Here is a 21,960-nt window from a genome sequence, read left to right as displayed (position 1 = left end):
TCGGACTATGAGCCTGTGACGCTTGTCCGCCGCCGGGCCGGGATCGTCATGGCGGCAACGCCGAGGACGACGCAGGCCAGCCCGATCCAGGCGGTCCGGCTCAAGATCTCACCGAGGAAGGCGACGCTGATGGCAACCCCGATCGGGACGCGCAGGTAGGCCTGCGCGGTGGTGCCGACCGAGCCTAGGGTCTGGATCAAGCGGAAGTAGATCGCAAACGCTGCTGCGGTCGAGAACACCGCGAGCGCCAGCAGAGCCAACACGGACGCAAGCGAGGGTGACAGCGTCCAGGGCTGCTCGATGACGAGCAAGGCCGGGATCAGCACCGCTGCGCCCGCCAGCAGCGAGCCGGCGGCGGGCGCCATGGGATCGAGCCCCTTGAAACTGCGGCCGAAGATCGCGGCGCAGGCATAGCAGATGGTGGCGGCCACGATCGCCGCCTCCGCCAGCAGGCCGCTACCGATGCCATGGAAGGCATCGACGCCGACGATCAGCAGGATGCCGACCATGCCGGCGATCACGCCGAACAGCTTTCGCGGCGGCGTCGCCTCGTGGCGGGTGATCAGCGCCGTGAGCACGAAGGTGAAGATCGGCCCGGCCGAGTTGAGGATGGTCGCGAGCGCGGCACCGACATGGCGCTCGCCCCAGGCGATCAGCGTCCAGGGGATCACGCTGTTGAGCACCGCCTGAAACGCGAAGCGCTGCCAGGTTGCCGCATCCGTTGGCATCCCGATGCCGCGCGCCCGCATGACGATGAGCAGCAGCAGGCCGGCAATGGTGGTGCGCGCCGCAATCAGCGTGATCGCCGGGATGGTGGCGACGCCGAGCTTGATGAAGGTGTAGGAGCCGCCCCAGAGCGTTGCGAGCGCGACCAGCAGCGCCAGCTCGACGGCGATGTTGGTACCCTGCCGGTCGTCCATGCGTTGCGTCCCGTCCATTCGCGATGAACGGAACCTAGCGCGTCCGCAGCCGCCGATACTTCGTTTGGTGTCGAACTATCCTAGCCGAGCGCCCCGACCTCGAACACCTCGCCGTCGTAGCCGGCCTCGCGGGGAATGCGGAGCTGGCGGCCGGTTTCGGTCTTGGTCATCACAGGCATGACCGTGACGATCGACATCCCGCGGGCGTGCTCTAGTGCGGCACTCACGTTTGGCTGCTTGGCAAGTCGGATCAGATTGCGCGTGGTCGGGAACGGCAGCTTGAAGCGGCCGATCTCCCCGCCCTCCACCGCCTCGCGCGGCGAGACCCAGATCGAATCCGTCGAACTCGCGACCATCATGGGCGCCGAGCTGATCGGGCGGCGCTGCCGCAAGAAAGAACCAGGTGTCGAAGCGCTTCGGCATGCCCTCCGGCGTAATCCAGTGCGCATACGGCACGAGCGTGTCGAGCGCGAGCTGGAGGCCGTTATCGGCCAAAATGCTCATGAAGCTGACCTTGTGCTCGTTGAGCGCGACGCGATGCGCGTCGGCGATCTCGCCGGCACGCTTGGCGTCGACCGGCGCGCCCGTCTCCTTCGATCGCGCCAACAGGATGCCGCTCTCTTCAAAAGTCTCGCGGATCGCGGCGATCCGAAAACCGCGGTCCGCTTCGCTGAGGCCCTCGCCGCCCGAGTAAAGGTTGGAGCGGGCGACGATCTCCTTGTCGCCGGCATCGACGCTGCCGCCGGGAAACACCAGCGCGCCCGAGTTGAACTCGATCTGATGATGGCGGACCATCATGAAGACTTCGATCTCGTCGCGGCTCTTGCCGTCGACACCCGCGCCGTCGCGCAGCAGGAGGATGGTCGAAGCCGGGCGTGATGCTGATGTCTCTGCCATTCGATTAGCCTGCGGCGCTGGATTGCGGGCCGAGATTGGCGCGCTTGTCGACCCGGGCGACGCGCGAGAGGAGATAATCGACCTCCGCCTTCGCCGTCGGGGTGATGGTCGCGCCGGGCTTGCGCTGCGCGCTGGAGGCGATGATGCCGCGCTTCTGCAATACGTATTTGCGCACGGCAAGGCCGGCGCCGGGCTGCTGCTCGTAGCGGATCAGCGGCAGATGCGCGTCGAACAAATCATGCGCGGCGTCGCGCTTGCCGGCCTTGGAGAGGTTCACGACGTCGATCAGGAGCTCGGGGAAAGCGTAGCCGGTCATGGCGCCGTCGGCGCCGCGCTCCATCTCGAAATCCAAAAAGAGCCCGCCATTGCCGCAGAGGATCGAGAGCGGACGGAGCGAGCCGTCCTTCTGGAAATTGCGCAGGGTCGAGATCTTTTCCAACCCCGGCCAGTCCTCGTGCTTGAGCATCACGCAGTTCGCATTGTCCGTGACGATCTTGCGGATCACGGCGGGGGTGAACACCACCGAGAGGGTCAGCGGATAGTCCTGGAGCACCCAGGGCACATCCGGGCCGATCGCTTCGGCTGCCTGCTTGAAATAGCCGACGATCTGGTCGTCGGTGCGCAAGCTCGGCGGCGGCGCGATCATCACGCCGGCCGCGCCTGCATCCATCGAGGCCTTCGCCAGCGAGCGCATGGTGGCAAAACCCGGCGCGGAGACGCCGACGATCACCTGCATCTTTTTGGCGCGCTTGACGAAGCGCACCGCGACCTGCTCGGCCTCGGCGGCATCGAGCTTCGGCGCCTCGCCGAGGATGCCCAGCACCGTGACGCCGTCGCAGCCGACCTCCTCGTAGAAATCTGTCAGGCGGTCGATCGAGCGCTCGTCGATCCGGCCGTCGTCGTGGAACGGCGTCGGCGCGATTGCGAAGGTGCCCTTGGCGTCGGCGGTGAGTTTCATCGTCTTCCTTGTTTCTCTCTGTCGATGGCTAAAACCGCCGCGCGCCCATCTTGATCTGCTCCTCGGAGAAGAAGATCTCCTTGGCGTGATCGACGATGTCCCGGGCCTTCCAGCCCGAGTGCGGCGGTTTCCAGCCTTCCATTTCCATCATCCGCATTTCGCGCACGCCGCGGGGCCCGGACACGCCCAGCACCTTGCCGGTCTGGTCGCCCGACAAATCGCTGACCATGTATAGCACGGCCGGCGCGATGCCGTCCGGCCCCAGCGCCGCCGAGGGGTTCTCCTTATAGCGGGGCAGGTCTGCGGTCATGCGGGTCAGCGCGCCCGGGGCCAGCGTCCAGATCCGGATGTTGTACTTGCGGCCCTCGATCGCCAGCACGTTGGACAGGCCCCAGATGCCGCCCTTGGCCGCGCCGTAATTGGTCTGGCCGAAATTGCCGATCAGGCCCGAGGTCGAGGAGGTGTTGACGATGACGCCGCCGCCGTTTTCCCGCATCCAGCGAAACACCGGCATGGTGCAACAGAAAGTGCCCTTCAGATGCACCTTGATGACCTTGTCCCAGTCGGCTTCAGACGCCTTGTGAAAGGTCTGGTCGCGCAGGATGCCGGCGTTGTTGACGAGGATGTCGGCGCGGCCAAAGTGCTTGATGGCGTCGTCGAACACCGACTGACCGCCCTCCATGGTGGAGATGTCGGCGCCGTTGGCGACCGCCTTGCCGCCTTCCGCCTTGATCGCGTCCACCACTTGCTGCGCCATGGACTTGTCGGCCCCGGAGCCGTCGCGGCGGCCGCCGAGGTCGTTGACGACGACCGAAGCCCCTTCCCGCGCGAACAGCTTTGCATAGGCCTCACCGAGCCCCCCGCCCGCGCCGGTGATCAGCGCAACCTTGCCGTCGAGTAGTCCCATGGTGGCGTCTCCCTGTTTGCTTTTTCTTCCACCTCGCCCCGCTTGCGGGGAGAGGTCGGATCGCCCTTGCGATCCGGGTGAGGGGGTACGGTCTCGATACCGTCCCTTCTCGTGGTGAGAGCCCCTCACCCCGCCCTCTCCCGCAAGAGCGGGGCGAGGGAGACGGCGGCCGTACCGTGTTGCTAACCCAGCACCGTCTTGCCGTTCTTGATCACGGTGACACCGCGCGACTTCACCTTGGCTTCGAACGAGATCACATTGCCATCCTTCCAGAGGTCCATGGTCACGGTCTCGCCGGGATAGACCGGCGAAGAGAACCGCGCAACGTGCTGGCGGAAGGCGGAAGCGTCGTAATCGGCATAGGTCTGCAGCACGCCGCGGCAGGTGATGCCGTAGGTGCACATGCCGTGCAGGATCGGGCGCGGGAAGCCGGCCTTCTTGGCGAACTCGGGATCCGAGTGCAGCGGGTTGCGGTCGCCGCAGAGGCGATACACCAGCGCCTGGTCGGGACGCGTGGTGATGTCGATGGTCTTGTCGGGGCTGCGCGACGGAATCCTGTGCGGGTCGGGCTGCGTCAGGTTCGGCCCGCCAAAGCCGCCATCGCCGCGGGCGAAGCGCGAGGCCACCAGAGTAGCCAGCTTCTCGCCCTTCTCGTTCTTCAGCACGGTCTGGTGGCTGATCACGACGCCCTTGTCCTTGCCCTTGTCGTAGACCTCGAGCACGGAGGAATCGGCCGTGATGTGCGCGGCGACCGGCAGCGGCTGGTGGAAGGTGATGTCGCGCTCGCCGTCGACCACCATCACGCGGTTTAGGTTCATTTCGCCGGGACCCGAGCCCCATGCTGCGACGGACGCGAATGTCGGCACCACCTTCAGCGGCCGCGGCGTCAGCGTGCCCTCGTTGACGAAGGCGAGCTCCTTCTCGTCCATGGGATCGGCGCCAAGGCCGATGCCATAGGCGTAGAGCATCACCTCGCGATCGGTGTAGGCGTATTTCTGGCCGATGTTTTTCAGCCCTTTGAGCTCTTCGTATCTGGCGGACATGTTGTTTGCCTTCCTCCCAGTATCTCCGCGAGCAGCGGCGCTCGTTAATGTGCCCTCTCCCCTTGTGGGAGAGGGCCGCACCGCTCTTGCAACAAACTCACTCGGGTGAGGGGTTGGCTCTGCAGTAACACTTCTCGTGTGGAGAGAGACCCCTCACCCGGCAGCCTTCGGCTGCCACCCTCTCCCACAAGGGGAGAGGGTTACATCTCGCTTCGCGTCAGGCCACCGTGAAGAACGGCAGCGGTGCGCCGTCGGTCGGCTTGAACACCACCTTCACCTTCTGGCCGATCTTCAGCCTCTCGAGATCGCAGTCGACGAAATTGGTCTGCACCGACGGCCCCTCCTTCAGCGTGACGTAGCCGATCGCGTAAGGACCGGTCGGCGACTTCCGCATCAGGCTGTAGGTGTAGATCGTACCCTCGCCCGATGCTTCCTCCCACACCGTCTTGTCGGAATAGCAGAACGGGCAGATCGAGCGCGGGAAGTAATGCGCTTCGCCGCACGCCGTGCAGCGCTTGATCATGAACTTGCCTTCCTTGGCTGCGTTCCAGAACGCCGCGGTCTCCGGGTTCGTCACCGGGGCCGGATATTTTTTTGCATCTACCATCACACGCGCTCCAGAATGGCGGTCGAGGCGGCGTGGCGAACACCCAAAAGGCCGCCGGTGCCGTGGGCGATGGCGAGATCGCAATTCTTGACCTGCACCTTCGGATGCGCCTCGCCGCGCAACTGCCTGACGGCCTCGATGATCTTGGTCATGCCGCCGCGGTTGACGGGATGGTTGCTGCAAAGGCCGCCGCCATCGGTGTTGAACGGCAGCTTGCCGACGCCCGAGATCAGATTGCCGTCGGCAACGAACTTGCCGCCCTCGCCCTTCTTGCAGAAGCCGAGGTCCTCGAGCTGCATCAGCACCGTGATGGTGAAGCTGTCATAGATCGACGCGTATTTGATATCCTTCGGCGTGATGCCGGCCTCCGCGAACGCGCGCGGACCGGACCAGATCCCCGCGGAGTAAGTGAGGTCGAGATCCTTGCCGCCACGCGGGCCCTTCATGGCTTCGCCATGGCCGATCAGGCGCACAAGCGGCTTCTCCAGGCTCTTCGCAATCTCCGGCGTCGTCACGATCAGCGCGCCGCCGCCGTCGGAGACGACGCAGCAATCCATGCGGTGCAGGGGATCGGAGATCATCGGCGAGTTCAGGACATCCTCGACGGTGACGACGTCCTTGAGCATCGCATGCGGATTGTATTGCGCGTGGTGCGAGGCCGCGACTTTGATCCAGGCCAGCTGCTCGCTGGTGGTGCCATAGTCGTGCATGTGGCGCATGGCACACATGCCATAGGCATTGTGCGTGGTCGCGCCGTAAGCGGATTCGAAATCGACCTCGGCGCCGGCCGCGCGCGGCGGCATCACGCCGGTGCGCGGCTTGCCGGCGAGCGTGATCAGCGCGATCGAGCACTTGCCCGCGGCGATCGCCTCAGCCGCATGGCCGAGATGGATGATGTAGGAACAGCCGCCGGTCTCGGTGGAATCGACGTGACGAAGCTTCTTGGTGTTCAGGCCGAGATAATCGACCATCGGCCAGGCGCCGCCGGGCGCATCGCCCGCGCAGAAATAGCCGTCGACGTCGTCCTTGGAGAGCCCGGCATCCTCGATCGCGCCCTTGGCGACCTCGGCGTGGAGCTGCGCGGTGGATTTGTCCGGCGCATGCCGGGTCGGGTGCTCATAGATCCCGGCAATGTAGGCCTTGCCCTTGATGGTCAAACTTCAGGTCTCCGCTCGCGTTTCTTCTTGGCTCTTTTTTCTGAACCGCGGGGGCTTGATTGGCAAGCGCGGAAATATTCCGTCGGACGAGAGGCAGCGGGTTGGCGCAAGTGGCCCCGTTGATCCGTCATCCTCTTCAGCATCCGTCAGTGATGCATCTCCAGAACAATGACTGGGTCTGGCGATGCGCCATTCCACACGGTCGCCACGTAGCAGTAACCATTGGGGTACTCGTCGATAGCAAAACGAGCGGCCTCCGGAGCCACCAGGCGAGCTTTCACCTCGCTCTTCCAGAACGAAAAACGATCGCCAGTCGAGATCCACCGCAACGGCTTGCCAACATCAGCAACCACGAAGCTCGCACCATTCTGCAAGAGGTGCTCGATCTTGGCCGCACCAGCGCTTTCAGCGGGCTGTGAATCCAATAGGCCTGCGTTCGTCCAGAGTTCTTCAAGCGGCAAGCGTGTCACAATGCGACGAGCCCAATCCATACCGCACCTCAGTCCCCGTTCAGGCTGGCACAAACGACATCGCGTCACCAGCGCGGAGCAAAAGTATAAAGATGTTTTGCCCGACGGCGCAAGTGTATTTCTTTTTTACCGAAAACAACCCCATGCACAGTAGAGCGGCGTTGATTTCAAACGGAAAAACGCAGGGGACTTGTAGCCCGGATGGAGCGAAGCGCAATTCGGGGATCTTCACCCGCGGATGCGCTTGTCCCGGATTGCGCTGCGCTCCATCCGGGCTACGGGGCTACTCCGCAGAAATCGTAGGGTGGGCAAAGCGAAGCGTGCCCACGTCTTAGATAACTCGGAGAGATGGTGGGCACGGCGCATCGCGCCTTTGCCCACCCTACGAGACCGCCCTACTCCGCTGCGATCTGCCTTGGCGCTGGCGGCGGGTTCGCCAAATCCGCGGCGAGCTGGGCATAGCGGGCCTTGGCATCATTCACCGCCTTCTCCTTCACCGGGCCGTAGCCGCGGATGCGGTCGGGCAGCGAGAGCAGTTCGACAGCGGTGTCGTGCGTGACCGGCGATAGCAGGCCGAGCACGGTTGAGACATCCTTCTCGTAGCCGGCGATCAGGTCACGCTCGAGCTTGCGGTCGGCGCTGCGGCCGAAGATGTCGAACGGGGTGCCGCGCAGGAATTTGAATTTTGCCAGCACGCGGAAGATGTTCAGCATCCATGGGCCGAAGGCGCGCTTCTTCGGACGGCCCAGCGCGTTGACGCCGCTGCTGAGGATCGGCGGTGCCAGATTAAAGTTGAACTTGAAGTCGCCCTCGAACTGGTCGCGGAGCTGCCGCTCGAAGGCGCCATTGGTGTAGAGGCGTGCGACTTCGTATTCGTCCTTGTAGGCCAGGAGCCTGGCGTAGTTCACCGCGACCGCGCGCGGCAGCGCATCGCCATAGCCGCCCTTCACCGCGGCTTCGCGAACCTGGTCGACCAGCTTGCGATAACGCTTGGCGAGACGGTTGTTCTGGTAGGCGGTGAGATGCTTGGCGCGATGCTCGATGACCTCGTCCAGCGTCATCGCCTCCAGCGTCTTGGGCGCAACGACCTCGTTCGTCCCCTTCAGCATGTTCGGCAAGGCGCTTGGGGTCGGCGACCGCAAGGCGTCCGAGGCGGAAGGCCTCCTTGTTCATCTTGATCGAGACGCCGTTGACCTCGATGGCCTGCTCGATCGCTTCAGCCGACAGCGGGAACAGTCCCTTCTGATAGGCATAGCCCATCATCATCATGTTGGTGGCGATGGCATCGCCGAGGAGCTGCTCGGCAGGTCTGGTGAAATCGAAGAATACGGAGTCCTTGTGCAGCGCCGTCTCCAGCACCGCGTTCAGCTTGCGGGTCTGGAAGTTGAAATCGCGGTTGAGGATGAAGTCGGCGGTGGGGATGACGTGGCTGTTGATGATGCCGTGCGTGCGGCTGGAGTCACAGAGTGAGATCGTATCCTTGGCAACCGCGACCACCTCATCCGCGGCGAGCACGAGATCGGCCGTGCCGGTGACGATGCGCGAGCAGGTTACCTCGGCCGGATGATCTGATAGCCGCACATGGCTGAGCACCGCCCCGCCCTTCTGCGCCAGGCCCGACATGTCGAGGATCATCGAGGCCTTGCCCTCGATATGAGCGGCCATGCCGAGCAGCGCGCCGATGGTCAGTACACCGGTGCCGCCGACACCGCCGACCGCGATGTTGTAGGGCTTGTCGAGGGCCGGGCGCGAGGCCGGCTCCGGCAGCTCGCCGATCTCGCTGAGCTCCGCCGGCGCGCGATGGCGCGGCGCACCGCCGTCGATCGTGACGAAGGACGGGCAGAAGCCCTTCAGGCAGGAATAGTCCTTGTTGCAGGACGACTGGTTGATGGCGCGCTTGCGTCCGAACTCGGTCTCCAGCGGCTCGACCGAGATGCAGTTCGACTGCACCGAGCAGTCGCCGCAGCCTTCGCAGACCGCCGGGTTGATCATGACCCGGCGCGCCGGATCTTCCATCAGGCCGCGCTTGCGGCGGCGACGCTTCTCGGCCGCGCAGGTCTGCACGAACACGATCGCAGACGTGCCTTTGTATTCGCGGCACATCTTCATGACGTTGTCGAGCTCGTCGCGGTGATACTTCTTCACGCCGGGCGCGATGGTGTCGGCCGGGTAAGCGTCGGGATTCTCGGAGACGAGGTAAATCTCGCTGATGCCCTCGGCATAAAGCTGCGCCATGATCTTCTGCGGCGAGAGATCGCCGTCATGGCGCTGACCGCCGGTCATGGCGACGGCGTCGTTGTAGAGGATCTTGTAGGTGATGTTGGCCTTGGAGGCGATCGCCTGGCGGATGGCGAGAATGCCCGAATGGAAATAGGTGCCGTCACCGAGATTCGCGAAGATGTGGTTCTCGTTGGTGAAAGGCGCGATGCCGACCCACGGCACGCCCTCGCCGCCCATATGCGTGAACGTCTCGGTCGAGCGGTCCATCCACAGCGCCATGAAGTGACAGCCGATGCCGGCGAGCGCACGGCTGCCTTCGGGCACCTTGGTCGAGGTGTTGTGGGGACAGCCGGAGCAGAAATACGGGGTGCGGGAGACAGGCGCGACCGCCTGCATCTGCGTGGCCTGGCGGCCGTTGAACCAGTCGGCCTTGACGCGGAGCATTTCCGCAATTTCAGGGTTGAGATTAAGTCGAAGCAGCCGCTCGGTGAGCGAGGTCGCAAGCGAGGCGACGCTGAGCTCGGCGGCGAAGGTCAGAAAGCGCTTGTCGTGCTCGTCCATCTTGCCGACGATGCGCGGGCGAACATCGTCCCGCCAGTTGAACAGCTCCTGCTTGACCTGGTTCTCGACGATCTCGCGCCGTTCCTCGACGATGAAGATCTCTTCGAGCCCGATGGCGAACTGGCGCACGCCTTCCGGCTCCAGCGGCCAGGGCATGCCGATCTTGTAGAGGCGCATGCCGATCTTGGCGGCGACCTCCTCGGTGATCCCAAGCTCGCGCAGCGCCTGGCGGACGTCCTCATAACTCTTGCCCGACGCCATGATGCCGAAGCGGGCGTTCGGCGAATCCATGGTGATGCGGTTGACCCTGTTGGCGCGCGCAAAGGCGATCGCGGCAAAGCCCTTGTAGTCCTGCAGGCGCCGGTCCTGCTCGAAACGGTCGTCGGGCCAGCGCAGATCGAGGCCGCCGGGCGGCAGCTCGAAATCGGAGGGGATGATGAAGGGCTTCATCTCGTCGGTGAGGTCGATCTCGGCGGTGGTCTCCACCGTCTCCGTGATCACCTTCATGCCGACCCAGCAACCCGAGTAGCGCGACATCGCGATGCCGAGCAGACCCATCTCGATCATCTCGTGAATGCTCGAGGGGTAGACAGACGGCATCAGCGCCGAGATGAAGGCATGGTCGGACTGATGCGGGACGGTGGAGGATTTTGCACCGTGGTCGTCGCCGGCAAGACACAAGACGCCGCCATTCTTGGCCGAGCCGGCGGCATTGCCGTGGCGGAAGACGTCGCCACAGCGGTCGACGCCGGGACCCTTGCCGTACCAGATGCCGACGACGCCATCATATTTGGCGCCGGGCGAGAGGTTGAGCTGCTGCGAGCCCCACACGGCAGTCGCCGCGAGGTCCTCGTTCACGCCGGGCTGGAACTTGACGTTGTACTGTTCGAGGTGTTTTCGCGCCGCGAAGAGCTGCTGGTCATAGCCGCCGAGCGGCGAGCCGCGATAGCCGGAGATGAAGCCCGCGGTGTTGAGGCCATTGGCGCGATCGCGCCGAATCTGGGCCATGGGCAGGCGCACCAGCGCCTGAATGCCGGTGGTGAAGACGTGTCCAGTTTGCTGGGTATATTTCTGATCGAGACTGATCGGACCCTGGTTGATGCCCATGCTGTCCTCTTCCACCCTTCTTGGCGTTTGGCCACTTAAGCCGTTGCCTGCCCGTCGTTTTTAGCTAGGGCGCGCCGACCACCTCCGCCACTTTATGTCGGAAATTTCACGCTCCGCATCACAAATCTGGACCAAAGGCAGCGCCGGGTAAAAATCGCAATTTCGTGGCCTGAAACACGCTGGGCATTTTCAATTTGTGTCACCATACCCCCGCCGTCGCGAAATGAATTGATGCCCCGTCTGCCGGATGCGGGCGATTGGTCGCAGGAGAGGCTTTCGATGCGGACGATTCTGTTTGGCTTGGCTCTCGTGGGTTTGGTGTTGTGCAGTGCAGTTAGAAGCGCAGCCCGCGCCGCCGAGCCCTCGCCGGAGCTGATCGCTTACGGCAAGACGCTGGTCGAGGCCGGTGGCTGCGCGGGCTGCCACACCGCCGATCCGGCCAAGCCGTTTGCGGGCGGAAAGCGCATCGACACGCCCTTCGGTGCGATCTATGCACCGAACCTGACGCCAGACCGCGACACCGGGATCGGCGCCTGGACCGATGCCGACTTCACGCGCGCCGTGCGCTATGGCGTCGCGCCTGATGGTTCGAACTACTACCCGGCGTTTCCCTATCCCTATTTCACGCGGATGACGAAGGACGACACGCTGGCGATCCGGGCCTATCTGGGAACGCTGGCGCCCGTAGCCAACCGCAACAAGCCGGCGGAGCTGCGCTGGCCGTTCGGCTATCGCGGCCTGATGCGGGTCTGGAACTATCTGTACTTCAAGCCCGGCCTGTTCGAACCGGACCAGAGCCAAACCGCCGCGTGGAACAGAGGCGGCTATCTCGTCACCGGTCTCGGTCATTGCGGCGCCTGCCATACGCCGAAGAACTATTTTGGCGCGGACAAGCAGGCGCAGGCGCTGTCCGGCAGCGAGATCGGCGGCTGGTATGCACCAAGGCTCGACGGCGCCGCCCGCACCGGGCTGAAGTCGTGGAGCGCCGACGATATCACCGAATATCTGCAAAGCGGCCGCAACACCAAAAGCCATGCCGGCGGGCCGATGGCGGAGGTGGTCGTCAACTCGACCTCGAAGATGAGCGATGCCGATGTGCAAGCAATCGCGGTCTATCTGAAGAGCCTGCCGCCGGCGCGGCGCGAGACCATCGTGACGCCCCCTGACGATGCCGAGATGAAGGCCGGTCAGGCGGTCTACGCAAAGCTCTGCGTCGCCTGCCATGAGGCCGACGGCACGGGCAGCCCGCGGATCTATCCGCCGCTGCCCGGCAACGCGCTGCTGCAATCGATCAATCCGTCCTCTACATTGCGCATCATCCTCGACGGCGCCCACACCGTGACGACGCCGCGCGCGCCCAACACCGGCGAGATGCCGGCCTATGCCAAGCAATTGTCCAACGACGAGATCGCCGCGGTGACGAACTACATGCGCAATTCCTGGGGCAATGCGGGCCCGCTGGTGACGCCATCGCAGGTGGCGAAGGCGAGGAAAGAGGAGGAGTAGGTCACCGTCGCATCCTCACCGTCATTGCGAGGAGCTCTTGCGACGAAGCAATCCAGACTGCCACCGCCGAGGGATTCTCGGATTGCTTCGCGGAGCCTGTCATCGGGCCGCGCTTCGCGCGGACCCGTTGGCTCGCAATGACGACGTGGATGGAGCTGTGCGTATGCCGACCAGCTCGACTCGCCGAGACTCCCTCTCACCCGCCACGCTTCGCGCGTCGGCCTCTCCCCGCAAGCGAGGCGAGGCGAAGATTGCGCGCTATTTCTTTTCGTCTCCCGTGAACACGAATTTCGGCATCTCCCATCGGTAGCGGACCGCGAGCAGACGGAAGCTGAGGCCGAGCACGAAGGTCAAGATCGTCCAGAGCTCGGCATTGAGATTGAGACCGAAGGCGGTGGCGTAGAACAACCCGGTCACGACCGAGACGCTGGCGTAGAGCTCGGATCGGAACAAGAGCGGCACGTCGTTGCAGAGCACGTCGCGCAACACGCCGCCGGCGCAGCCCGTCACCATGCCCGAGACGATCACGATCGGAAGCGAGGCATCCATCTGCCAGCCGACGTTGCAGCCGATCATGGTGAAGACGACGAGGCCGATGGCATCGAGCACGATGAAGGCGAGGTGCAGTCGATGCACCAGCCGCGCGATCAGGATCGTCAGCAGCGCTGCCCCGCCCGGCAGCGCGAGGTAGATCGGGTTGGCGACCCACACCAGCGGATAGTGACCGAGAAACAGGTCGCGCAGCGTGCCGCCGCCAAGCGCGGTCACGCAGGCGAGAAGACAAACGCCGACATAGTCCATGCTGCGCCGACCGGCGGCCAGTGCGGCCGTCATGCCCTCCGCCGTCAAGGCGACGAACGCCAGAAGATGCAGCACGCTATCGGTCGGCGGCAGGCTCCACATGGATTTGTTCCCCGGTCCACCATGGAACTTAGTCCACGGTTCTCTGAACAGGTTCCTGATTCCCGAGGCGGGAGCAACATGCGACGAAAGCATAAAGCGCCGGGAACAGAATCTCGCATCCACGGGTTGTCCCGCGGCAATAACCCGAGGAGACCTATCGATGGCTGACGACCGTTTTCCCAACGATCCGTACCGCCCGAACCTCGCCGACGATGAGTATCTTCGCGCGGCGCGCCGGGACGCCGACCTTCAGGCCGATCCCGAGCTTGGCGAAGGCCCCGCCTCCAGCGGCAAAGTTGCGCTGTTCGCCGTTGCGATTGCGCTGGTGCTGGGTGCCGTGTTCTACGGTCTGAACAATACCAGCACGACCAACCAGGCCAGCAACACACCGGCCTCGCAGACCGCGCAGACGCAGCCGACCAATCCGGCCTCGCCTCCCGGTATGCGCGACGTAACGCCGCGCAACAACACCGGGCCGGGCGTGACCACGGGTGCGGCACCAAGCAAGCCGGCCCCGGATACGCAGACGCCGTCTGATGGCGCGAAGTAGAGTAACACGATAGCTGCCGTCGCCCAGCTTGACCGGGCGACCCAGTACTCCGAGACAGTCGTGGCTGAATCGAGAAGCCGCGGCGTAATGGATACCCTGCCCCCGTGCGCAATTGCGTACCAGGCGGGCATGACACCAAGAGGATGCGAGAGCGGCGGGACCTGAGATGCCGCCGCTTTTCGTTAATGGGTCAGCTGAACATCTTGTTGAGCTCGCCGCCGGAATAGCCGTTGCCGAGCTCGGTGAAGGTTCCCTGCTCCGCCATTTCCTTCGCCGCGCGCATGAAACCGCCCCAGGCGGCGCGGGCGAGCGAGCCGCCGACGCTGATGCGGCGCACGCCGAGATCGGCAGCCTCCTGCAACGACAAGCCGGCGCCGCCGATCAGGAGATTGAACGGTTTTGGATGCACCGCCTTAACCACCGCCGCAATGTCCTCGCGGCTCTTCAGGCCCGGCGCATAGAGGCAGTCGGCGCCGGCGTCCGCATAAGCGGTGAGCCGGTCGATGACCAGCTTGAGGTCGGTCACGCCCCACAAATACGCCTCGCAGCGGCCGACCAGCAGCGTGCCGCTGTCGCCGATCGCCTTGCGCGAGGCCTTGATCCGCTCGACCGCGAGCGCGCGGTCGTAGAGCGGCTTGGCCTTGTCGCCGGTGGAATCCTCGATCGACAGGCCGGCAACGCCGGTGCGCACGCAGCGCTCGACATTGTCGGCGACCTTGTCCGGCTCCACGGCAAAGCCGCCCTCGAAATCCGCGTTGACGGGGATATCGACGGCGGAGCTCAATGCTGCCAGATGCTGACAGACGTCCTCGACGCTGACGTGGTTGTCGGCCTTGCCGATGGTCCAGGCAAAGCCCGCGCTCGATGACGCAATCGCCTTGAAGCCGAGATGCTGCAATGCTTTGGCGCTGCCGACATCGACCGGATTGGGCAGGATGAAGCAGCCGCTCTCGTGCATCTTCTTGAAGGTTGCGCGCTTGTCAGCGGTTGTCACGTGCATGTTTCTCTCCCTTATTGGCCGCGAAGACATAGGCGCGCATTCAGGGCAGCGCTAGTAGCGCGCCCGAGCAGCGCTAGTGCGCGTCGTGCACCGCGCGGCTGTCCTTCGGCGCCTGCTCCCGATCGTTCATGCCGTAGTCACGGATGACGCTGGCGATGCGCAAATGATAGTCGGCGAATATCTTCGCCCTGCCCTTGGCCTGGGTGCGGCGATGCTCCATCGTGTTGCGCCAGGCCTCGACGGCCGCCTCGTCCCGCCAGAACGATACCGACAGGATCTTGCCCTTCTCGGTGAGGCTCTCGAAACGCTCGACCGAGATGAAACCGTCGATGGTTTGCAGGATCGGCTTCAGGTCGGCAGCGAGGTCGAAATAGTCCTGACGGTGTTCCGGCTTCGGCCAGACTTCGAAGATCACGGCGATCATGGGCGTCTCCTGCTAACGATGTTGTGGCCTACAATACCACTTTGCGTAGGAAGGTGCGCTCCTCCGCGAGGATGAACTTGTTCTCCTCGGCGAAATGGAAGTTCGCCATGCCTTCGGCGTCCTGCCGCAGCCGCGCACGATAGGCTTCATAGGCGGCCAGGCTCTCGAAGGTGATCAGCGCGAAGGCGATGTTGTTGGTGCCCTCATGCGGCATGAAATAGCCGATCAGATCGCCGCCGCATTTCGGGATGATGGTGAGCCAGCGTTTCGAGTATTCCTCGAACTGCGCGCGCTTGAACGGATCGAGCTGGTAGCGGATGAAGACGGTGACGGACATGATTGGGCTCCTCTGTTTCCACATCGTCATTGCGAGCGCAGCGAAGCAATCCAGGAATCCCTCCGCGGAAACATCTCTGGATTGCTTCGCTGCGCTCGCAATGACGATGCCGTGAGAGACTACGCCCTTGCCCGACGGCGATGCTTCGGCTACCATCGAAGCATGAAATCAGGTCCTGACATCGCCATGGTCGCTTCGCTGGTCGGCGATCCCGCTCGCGCCAACATGCTGACCGCGCTGATGAACGGCCGCGCGCTGACCGCGAGCGAATTGGCGCAGGAGGCCGGCATCACGCCGCAGACCGCGAGCTCGCACCTGTCGAAGCTCGAGGCCGGCGGCCTCGTCGAGCCGGAGAAGCAGGGCCGCCACCGCTACTACCGCCTCACCGACGACGACGTCGCCGGCGTGCTCGAGGGCCTCGCGGGGCTTGCCGCGCGGACCGGCCACATGCGCGTGCGCACCGGACCGAAGGATCCGGCGTTGCGGCGTGCGCGGATCTGCTATGATCATCTCGCCGGTGATCTCGGCGTGCAGATGCTCGACACCATGCGCGCGCGACATCTGGTCAGGCAGAGGAAGCAGGAGATCGAGCTGACGGCCGAGGGCGAGCGCTTCCTCGCCAAGCATTTGCAGATCTCGCCCGACATGCTCACCCATCCGCGCCGCCCGGTGTGCAAGGCCTGTCTCGACTGGAGCGAGCGGCGGCATCATCTCGCCGGCACGCTGGGGGCCGCCATGATGCAGCGCTTCACCGAACTCAAATGGGCCGCACGCGACGCCACGCCCGGCAGCCGCGTCGTGAATTTCACCCGCACCGGCGAGAAGCAGTTCGCCGCGCTGTTCGGGAATGGGAAGGACTGATCACGCAAGCTGCGTGACGGCACACATTCCCGTGTGAACTCCCCTCTCGTCATGGCCGGGCTTGACCCGGCAAGCCACGTCTTTATTGCGGCTGGCACGTGGATGCCCGGGACAAGGTCGCGAAGACGCGCTTCGCGCTTTTGCCCGGGCACACCGGAGACCTCAATGAACCGCATCTTCTCGGCCGCACTCGCTGCCGCCCTCTTCAGCATCCCGCTTGCATCCCGCGCCGCCGACACCGCGCCGCGCGAGCCCTATGGCATCGCGCTCGAAGGCTTTGCCTATCCCTATCCCGTGCACCTCTTGCCACTCGTCAATGACGGCGAGCAGCTCAGCATGGCCTATATGGACGTGGCGCCCGCACAGCCGAACGGCCGCACCGTGGTGCTGCTGCACGGGCGCAATTTCCCGTCGAGCTACTGGGCCCCCGTGATCACGATGCTGAGCGAGGCCGGCTTTCGCGTCGTGGTGCCGGACCAGATCGGCTTCGGCAAATCCTCCAAGCCGGCCGGCGAGCTTCACTTCGAACACGCTGGCGCGCAACACGATTGCGCTGCTCGATCACCTCAAGATCGACAAGGCCGACATCGTCGCCCACTCCCTCGGCGGCATGCTCGGTGTACGCATCGCCCGCGCCTATCCGGACCGTATCGCCCATCTGGTGCTGACCGCGCCGATCGGGCTCGAGGACTATCGCCTCTACGTGCCGCCGACGCCAACCGAGAAGATGATCGAGACCGAGGACAAGCTCACGGCGGACGGCTATCGCAAGCAACTCCAGACCAATTATGCGATCAAGCTGCCGCCGGAGGCGATCACGCCGTTCATCGATGCCCGTTTCAACATCAAGGGCAGCCCCGATTATCCGCGCTGGCTGCGCGCCTTCGTCAGCTCCGGCCAGATGATCTATCGCGAGCCGGTCGCGCAAGAGATCCCGCTCATCACGCTGCCCACGCTGTTCGTGATGGGTGCCGACGATCACAACGCACCGGGACGGCCGAACGCGCCGGAGGCGCTGCGCGCCAAGATGGGACAGAACGCCAAGCTCGCCAAAGCGTTCGCCGCGCAGATGCCGAATGCGCGGGCCGAGGTGATCCCGGACACCGGTCACCTCGTCTTCCTGGAGGCGCCGGAGAAGTATCGGGAGCTGGTGCTGGGCTTTCTTGGCCGCTAGAGCGTTTTCGAGCGAAGTGGACACCGGCTCGCGTAAAGAAAACGCGTCAAACAAAGCATCTAGCGCCATCGTTGTCGCCTGAAGCCGTATGCGGAGGAACGTTCATGCCGCATTCAGGTCATGATTGGCAGGTTTGGATCGCGACGTGTCGGCACGCATAGGTTTAGCGTGTCGAATGGTGTCTTTTGATTCATTGTGCGCCGCAAGCGCCATCCCCCTAAGCCTGCCCCAAGGACCAGAAGGAAGATCAAATGAAATATCTGTTTGCCGCCGTCATGCTCGCCAGCGCAGTCGTCGGTTTCAGCGAGGCGGCCAGCGCCGCCGGCGGCTGCGGCCCGGGCTGGTACCGCGGCCCCTATGGCGGCTGCCGTCCGATGCGCGGCCCGGTCGTGGTGCGTCCCGGCCCCGTCGTAGTCGCGCCGGCGCCGGTCGTCGTGGTGCCCCGCGCGCGCGTGTGCCCCTACGGCTTCCGCTGGTACGCCGGCCGCTGCCGTCCATTCTGATCCTTTCGTATTGCAAAATGGCCGCGCGGGATCAGCCTGCGCGGCCATTTTCGTTTGGGCACCGCTGCCGACTTGCGTCCGCCGTGGAATCGGAGCGGCTCCAGAATCGAAACGGGGACCGCCGGCGGCGATCCTCGTCCAATTCGCGACGCGAGCTTACCAGTAATGACGGCGATGCCAGCGCCGGCGACGCCAACCCCAGTGTCGGCGGCGCCAGCCCCAATGCCGGCCGCGCCCACGCCAGTGCACCTGCTCAGGCTTCGCCAGCGCGGCTTCCTCGCTGGTGGTGACTGCGGGATGAGCATCGGAACTGCCCTGCGGCATGCGGGTGGGATCAGCGACCGGTTGCGGTGACAGCGGCGCGGCCTGCGCGGTCGCAGCGAAGGCGGCGGCTCCCGCCGTCACCCCCAATGCAAGTTTCAAAAAGTTCCGGCGCTCCATGGCTTCTTCCTCTTGATCATCGTGCCTGTGATGCAGAAGAAGTGTCGTGGTCACGACATGAACCAAAGCTGAATCAGGTGTTCAGATTAATTGGAGAATTCGTAGCCCTCCGCGCTACGTCGCGAACTCCTGCGCCAGCGATGTGTCTCGCGCGTGCGCGACACATCGGGCCAGTCGCGGTTGAAGTCGGCGGTCAGGCGCTTGAGCGCATCACCCCTCAGCATCGCTGCTAGCTTCGTCTCGTCATCGAACTGATACATGGCCTGGTGCAGCGAGGGATCGTCCAGGCTCCAGAACCGCCAGGCCTTGGCTACGCCGAACGCCTTCACCGCATCGGGCAGATGTTCCGTCTCGTACCATCTGTCGAAGGCGGCGCGCTTGCTGCCGTCGGAGACGGTGGCACGGACGACGAAGAAGGCTGATGGCATCGGGTTTCCTCCCATTGTTTGGGGCGAGACTAGCCGCTTCATCCGCCGGCGACAAAAACAGTTGGCAGCGGTGTCGGAACGTGCGCCCTCCGCGCGTCCTTGATCTGAACCAGGACACGGAGACACCACATGGCCGACCTCACCCTGACCACCTTCGATTGGGTTCCCGAGATGCCCAGAGGTTTCGTGCGCGACCTCCGTGTGCGCTGGGCGCTCGAAGAAGCCGCCTTGCCCTATCGCGTCGCGAGCGTGCCATTCGACGACCGCGGCCCCACGCATCTCGCGCACCAGCCCTTCGGCCAGGTGCCGTGGCTGACCGACGGCGACCTCTCGATCTTCGAGAGCGGCGCGATCCTGCTGCATCTCGGCGAACGCAGCGACAAGTTGATGCCGTCAGATCCGCGCGGCCGCGTCGAGGCGACGAAATGGGTGTTCGCCGCGCTCAATTCGGTGGAGATGGCGAGCCTGCCCTGGGCGATGCTGAAGTTCATGGGCAATGCGGACGACACGCCGGCATGGAAATTCCTGGACGGGTTCCTTGGGGTCCGCCTCAAGCATCTCGAAATGGTGCTGGCCCGCCGCGAATGGTTGGCGGGGTCCTTCTCCGTCGCCGACATCCTGATGTCGGACGTGCTGCGCCCCGTCGACCGCTTCGAGGGACTTGCGAACCACCCGGCCTGTCGCGCTTACCTCGCCCGCGCCACGGCCCGCCCGGCCTTTGCAAAGGCCCGTGCGGACCAGATGGCGCATTTTGCTTCGGCGGATAAGGCGCGCGGGATCTCGTAGGGTGGGTTAGCCTTGCGGCTGCGCGAAGCGCAGTCCGCTGGGCGTAACCCACCAATTCTGTCGCCGCGGAGAGAAAAGAGGTGGGTTACGCCGCGCAGATGCGCTTTGCGCATCTGCAGGGCTAACCCACCCTACGCACCCGTAGACGCGGCGCGTCACACCAGCTTCATCGGCGCATCGGCGACGACGCGCAGGTCGATGCTGCCAATCAGCGCCGAACGACGCGCCTCCGCAACACTGATGGCCTCGTCCGTCTGCCGCAACGTGCTGATGTTCGAGCCGAGCGACACGATCCCGCCCAGCACCAGCGCGATCGACCCGAGCGCGGCGGTCTGACCTGCCCCGAACAGGCCGAAGATCGTGATCAAGAGCAGCGCTGCACCGCCGCCGATCGCGATCTTGGAGGCCAGGATGTACTTCCGGCAGCGCTCGGCGATCTCGGCGAGCGCTTCGATCCGTGCCTCAATATCGGAAATCTCGTCGGTCGGATCGTCTTCGGTCATGCGAATTCAGAAGAAATTGGTAGCCCGCATGAGCGAAGCGACATGCGGGACCTGAGGAAGAACCCGGATGTCGCTACGCTCATCCGGGCTACATCTTTCTCACAACGGCAAATTGTCGTGCTTCTTCGCCGGCATTTCCGTCTTCTTGTCCTTCAGCATCGCCAGTGCGCGGGCGATGCGCTTCCTTGTCGAGTGCGGCATGATGACGTCGTCGATGTAGCCGCGCTCGGCGGCGATGAAGGGCGACAGGAATCGGTCTTCGTATTCCTTCGTTCGCGCCGCGATCTTGTCGGGGTCGCCGATGTCGGAGCGGAAGATGATCTCGACCGCGCCCTTGGCGCCCATCACCGCGATCTGGGCGGTCGGCCAGGCGTAGTTCATGTCGGCGCCAATCTCCTTGGAGGCCATGACGTCAAAGGCGCCGCCATAGGCCTTGCGGGTGATGATGGTCACCAGCGGCACCGTGCATTGCGAGTACGCGAACAAGAGCTTCGCGCCATGCTTGATCAGGCCGCCGTATTCCTGCGCGGTTCCCGGCAGGAAGCCCGGCACGTCGACGAAGGTGACGATCGGGATGTTGAAGGCATCACAAAAACGAACGAAGCGCGCCGCCTTGCGTGACGCATCGCTGTCGAGCACGCCGGCCAGCACCATTGGCTGGTTGGCGACGAAGCCGACGGTGCGGCCGGCGATGCGGCCAAAGCCCGTGACGATGTTCTTGGCAAAGGCTTCCGCGATCTCGAAGAAATCGCCCTCGTCCACGACCTTCAGGATCAATTCCTTCATGTCGTAGGGCTTGTTCGGATTGTCGGGGACCAGCGTGTCCAACGACATGTCGACGCGGGCGATGTCGTCGAAGCTCGGCCATTCCGGCACGCCGTCGGTGTTATTGGACGGCAGGAAGTCGATCAGACGGCGCATCTGCAGCAGCGTCTCGACGTCGTTCTCGAAGGCGCCATCGGCGATCGAGGAGCGCGTGGCGTGCACCGAGGCACCGCCGAGCTCTTCGGCGGTGACGACCTCGTTGGTGACGGTCTTCACCACGTCGGGGCCGGTGACGAACATGTAACTGGTGTTCTTCACCATGAAAATGAAGTCGGTCATCGCCGGCGAATAGACGTCGCCGCCGGCGCAGGGGCCCATGATGACGGAGATCTGCGGGATCACGCCCGAGGCGAGCACGTTACGGCGGAACACGTAGGAATAGCCGGCGAGCGCCGCGACGCCCTCCTGGATGCGGGCGCCGCCGGCATCATAGAGACCGATGATGGGCGCCCGCGCCTTCATCGCCATGTCCTGGAGCTTTGTGATTTTCAGCGCGTGCGTTTCCGAGAGAGAACCGCCGAACACCGTAAAATCCTTGGCGAAGACGAAGGTCTTGCGGCCGTTGACGGTGCCCCAACCGGTGACGACGCCATCGCCCGGCACCTTGGTCTTCTCCATGCCGAACTCGGTGGAGCGATGCTCGACGAACATGTCGAATTCCTCGAACGATCCCTTGTCGAGCAGAAGCTCGATGCGCTCGCGCGCCGTCAGCTTGCCGCGGGCGTGCTGCGCCTCGATGCGCTTCTCCCCGCCGCCGAGCTTGGCACCGGCACGACGATCTTCAAGGGCGTCCAGGATGTGTTTCATTTGCTCCCGCCAGTTCTTAAGTGATGCGGGGTTCTAACACGGCATTTTGCGGGCCGGAAAGCGCC

Annotated in this window: 19 protein-coding genes and 4 pseudogenes; 6 read left to right on the top strand and 17 right to left on the bottom strand. The window is 64.3% G+C overall.

Annotated elements, in window-relative coordinates:
- Positions 1-5 precede the first annotated feature (5 nt).
- The 9 genes and pseudogenes from ACSKB8_RS27195 to ACSKB8_RS27155 form a co-directional block, all read right to left on the bottom strand.
- Positions 6-920: a DMT family transporter gene (locus tag ACSKB8_RS27195; protein WP_438107572.1), complete on the bottom strand. Its 915-nt coding sequence runs from the start codon at positions 918-920 to the stop codon at positions 6-8.
- Between the two features lie 80 nt (positions 921-1,000).
- A pseudogene (locus tag ACSKB8_RS27190) lies at positions 1,001-1,817 on the bottom strand (NUDIX hydrolase).
- A gap of 4 nt (positions 1,818-1,821) precedes the next feature.
- On the bottom strand, positions 1,822-2,775 hold the full coding sequence (locus ACSKB8_RS27185; protein ID WP_438107570.1) for a dihydrodipicolinate synthase family protein: 954 nt from the start codon (positions 2,773-2,775) through the stop codon (positions 1,822-1,824).
- Positions 2,776-2,803: 28 nt separating this feature from the next.
- Positions 2,804-3,682, bottom strand: coding sequence for an SDR family oxidoreductase (locus ACSKB8_RS27180; protein WP_438107568.1), 879 nt, complete (start codon positions 3,680-3,682; stop codon positions 2,804-2,806).
- 182 nt (positions 3,683-3,864) lie between these two features.
- Complete coding sequence (locus ACSKB8_RS27175) at positions 3,865-4,725, bottom strand: MaoC/PaaZ C-terminal domain-containing protein (RefSeq protein ID WP_438107566.1); 861 nt, start codon at positions 4,723-4,725, stop codon at positions 3,865-3,867.
- Positions 4,726-4,942: 217 nt separating this feature from the next.
- Positions 4,943-5,332 (bottom strand): Zn-ribbon domain-containing OB-fold protein, encoded by a 390-nt coding sequence (locus tag ACSKB8_RS27170; protein WP_438107564.1) that lies wholly within the window; start codon positions 5,330-5,332, stop codon positions 4,943-4,945.
- Positions 5,332-6,489 carry a thiolase domain-containing protein gene (locus ACSKB8_RS27165; protein ID WP_438107562.1) on the bottom strand — a complete coding sequence of 386 codons (1,158 nt, stop codon included), beginning with the start codon at positions 6,487-6,489 and terminating at the stop codon, positions 5,332-5,334. Before ACSKB8_RS27165 ends, ACSKB8_RS27170 begins: the two co-directional genes overlap by 1 nt.
- Positions 6,490-6,635: 146 nt before the next feature.
- Positions 6,636-6,959 carry a hypothetical protein gene (locus ACSKB8_RS27160; RefSeq protein ID WP_438110686.1) on the bottom strand — a complete coding sequence of 108 codons (324 nt, stop codon included), beginning with the start codon at positions 6,957-6,959 and terminating at the stop codon, positions 6,636-6,638.
- A 395-nt stretch (positions 6,960-7,354) separates the two neighbouring features.
- Positions 7,355-10,847: pseudogene (locus ACSKB8_RS27155) on the bottom strand (indolepyruvate ferredoxin oxidoreductase family protein).
- A 279-nt stretch (positions 10,848-11,126) separates the two neighbouring features.
- Between ACSKB8_RS27155 and ACSKB8_RS27150 the strand changes: the two are divergent.
- Positions 11,127-12,353, top strand: coding sequence for a c-type cytochrome (locus tag ACSKB8_RS27150; RefSeq protein ID WP_438107560.1), 1,227 nt, complete (start codon positions 11,127-11,129; stop codon positions 12,351-12,353).
- Positions 12,354-12,611: 258 nt separating this feature from the next.
- Here the strand turns inward: ACSKB8_RS27150 and ACSKB8_RS27145 are convergent, their stop codons facing one another.
- Entirely contained in the window at positions 12,612-13,256 is a 645-nt protein-coding gene (locus ACSKB8_RS27145; RefSeq protein WP_091894686.1) for a trimeric intracellular cation channel family protein, read from the bottom strand.
- Between the two features lie 160 nt (positions 13,257-13,416).
- Here ACSKB8_RS27145 and ACSKB8_RS27140 point away from each other — a divergent pair, with 160 nt between their 5' ends.
- A complete protein-coding gene (locus ACSKB8_RS27140; protein WP_370985666.1) occupies positions 13,417-13,806 on the top strand; it encodes a hypothetical protein in 390 nt (129 codons plus the stop codon).
- 190 nt (positions 13,807-13,996) lie between these two features.
- On the opposite strand, the gene ACSKB8_RS27135 is transcribed toward ACSKB8_RS27140, so the two are convergent.
- The 3 genes from ACSKB8_RS27135 to ACSKB8_RS27125 all read right to left on the bottom strand — a co-directional run bounded on the left by ACSKB8_RS27135 (position 13,997) and on the right by ACSKB8_RS27125 (position 15,567).
- Positions 13,997-14,806, bottom strand: a complete 810-nt coding sequence (locus ACSKB8_RS27135) for an isocitrate lyase/PEP mutase family protein (RefSeq protein ID WP_091894690.1) — start codon at positions 14,804-14,806, stop codon at positions 13,997-13,999.
- Between the two features lie 73 nt (positions 14,807-14,879).
- Entirely contained in the window at positions 14,880-15,230 is a 351-nt protein-coding gene (locus ACSKB8_RS27130) for an antibiotic biosynthesis monooxygenase family protein (RefSeq protein ID WP_091894692.1), read from the bottom strand.
- 28 nt (positions 15,231-15,258) lie between these two features.
- On the bottom strand, positions 15,259-15,567 hold the full coding sequence (locus ACSKB8_RS27125; RefSeq protein ID WP_028154914.1) for an NIPSNAP family protein: 309 nt from the start codon (positions 15,565-15,567) through the stop codon (positions 15,259-15,261).
- A gap of 162 nt (positions 15,568-15,729) precedes the next feature.
- Here ACSKB8_RS27125 and ACSKB8_RS27120 point away from each other — a divergent pair, with 162 nt between their 5' ends.
- The 3 genes and pseudogenes from ACSKB8_RS27120 to ACSKB8_RS27110 all read left to right on the top strand — a co-directional run bounded on the left by ACSKB8_RS27120 (position 15,730) and on the right by ACSKB8_RS27110 (position 18,105).
- Positions 15,730-16,428 carry an ArsR/SmtB family transcription factor gene (locus ACSKB8_RS27120; RefSeq protein ID WP_438107556.1) on the top strand — a complete coding sequence of 233 codons (699 nt, stop codon included), beginning with the start codon at positions 15,730-15,732 and terminating at the stop codon, positions 16,426-16,428.
- Positions 16,429-16,593: 165 nt separating this feature from the next.
- Positions 16,594-17,602: pseudogene (locus ACSKB8_RS27115) on the top strand (alpha/beta fold hydrolase).
- 251 nt (positions 17,603-17,853) lie between these two features.
- Positions 17,854-18,105: a GCG_CRPN prefix-to-repeats domain-containing protein gene (locus ACSKB8_RS27110; RefSeq protein ID WP_091894698.1), complete on the top strand. Its 252-nt coding sequence runs from the start codon at positions 17,854-17,856 to the stop codon at positions 18,103-18,105.
- A 156-nt stretch (positions 18,106-18,261) separates the two neighbouring features.
- Here the strand turns inward: ACSKB8_RS27110 and ACSKB8_RS27105 are convergent, their stop codons facing one another.
- Together ACSKB8_RS27105 and ACSKB8_RS27100 are read right to left on the bottom strand one after the other, a co-directional pair.
- Positions 18,262-18,546, bottom strand: coding sequence for a twin-arginine translocation signal domain-containing protein (locus tag ACSKB8_RS27105; RefSeq protein ID WP_438107554.1), 285 nt, complete (start codon positions 18,544-18,546; stop codon positions 18,262-18,264).
- 114 nt (positions 18,547-18,660) lie between these two features.
- Positions 18,661-18,974 (bottom strand): annotated as a pseudogene (locus ACSKB8_RS27100) (hypothetical protein).
- A gap of 129 nt (positions 18,975-19,103) precedes the next feature.
- Here ACSKB8_RS27100 and ACSKB8_RS27095 point away from each other — a divergent pair.
- Positions 19,104-19,760, top strand: a complete 657-nt coding sequence (locus ACSKB8_RS27095) for a glutathione S-transferase family protein (protein ID WP_438107552.1) — start codon at positions 19,104-19,106, stop codon at positions 19,758-19,760.
- Positions 19,761-19,915: 155 nt separating this feature from the next.
- On the opposite strand, the gene ACSKB8_RS27090 is transcribed toward ACSKB8_RS27095, so the two are convergent.
- Entirely contained in the window at positions 19,916-20,263 is a 348-nt protein-coding gene (locus tag ACSKB8_RS27090; protein WP_438107551.1) for a hypothetical protein, read from the bottom strand.
- Between the two features lie 99 nt (positions 20,264-20,362).
- Positions 20,363-21,895 carry an acyl-CoA carboxylase subunit beta gene (locus ACSKB8_RS27085; protein WP_370985659.1) on the bottom strand — a complete coding sequence of 511 codons (1,533 nt, stop codon included), beginning with the start codon at positions 21,893-21,895 and terminating at the stop codon, positions 20,363-20,365.
- Between the last annotated feature and the right edge of the window lie 65 nt (positions 21,896-21,960).

It is taken from the genome of Bradyrhizobium sp. BR 1432 (genome assembly GCF_051547705.1).
Classification (GTDB): Bacteria; Pseudomonadota; Alphaproteobacteria; order Rhizobiales; family Xanthobacteraceae; genus Bradyrhizobium; species Bradyrhizobium zhanjiangense.
The sequence above is the reverse complement of the archived record's forward strand: the minus strand, read 5'-3'. Positions and strand labels throughout refer to the sequence as shown.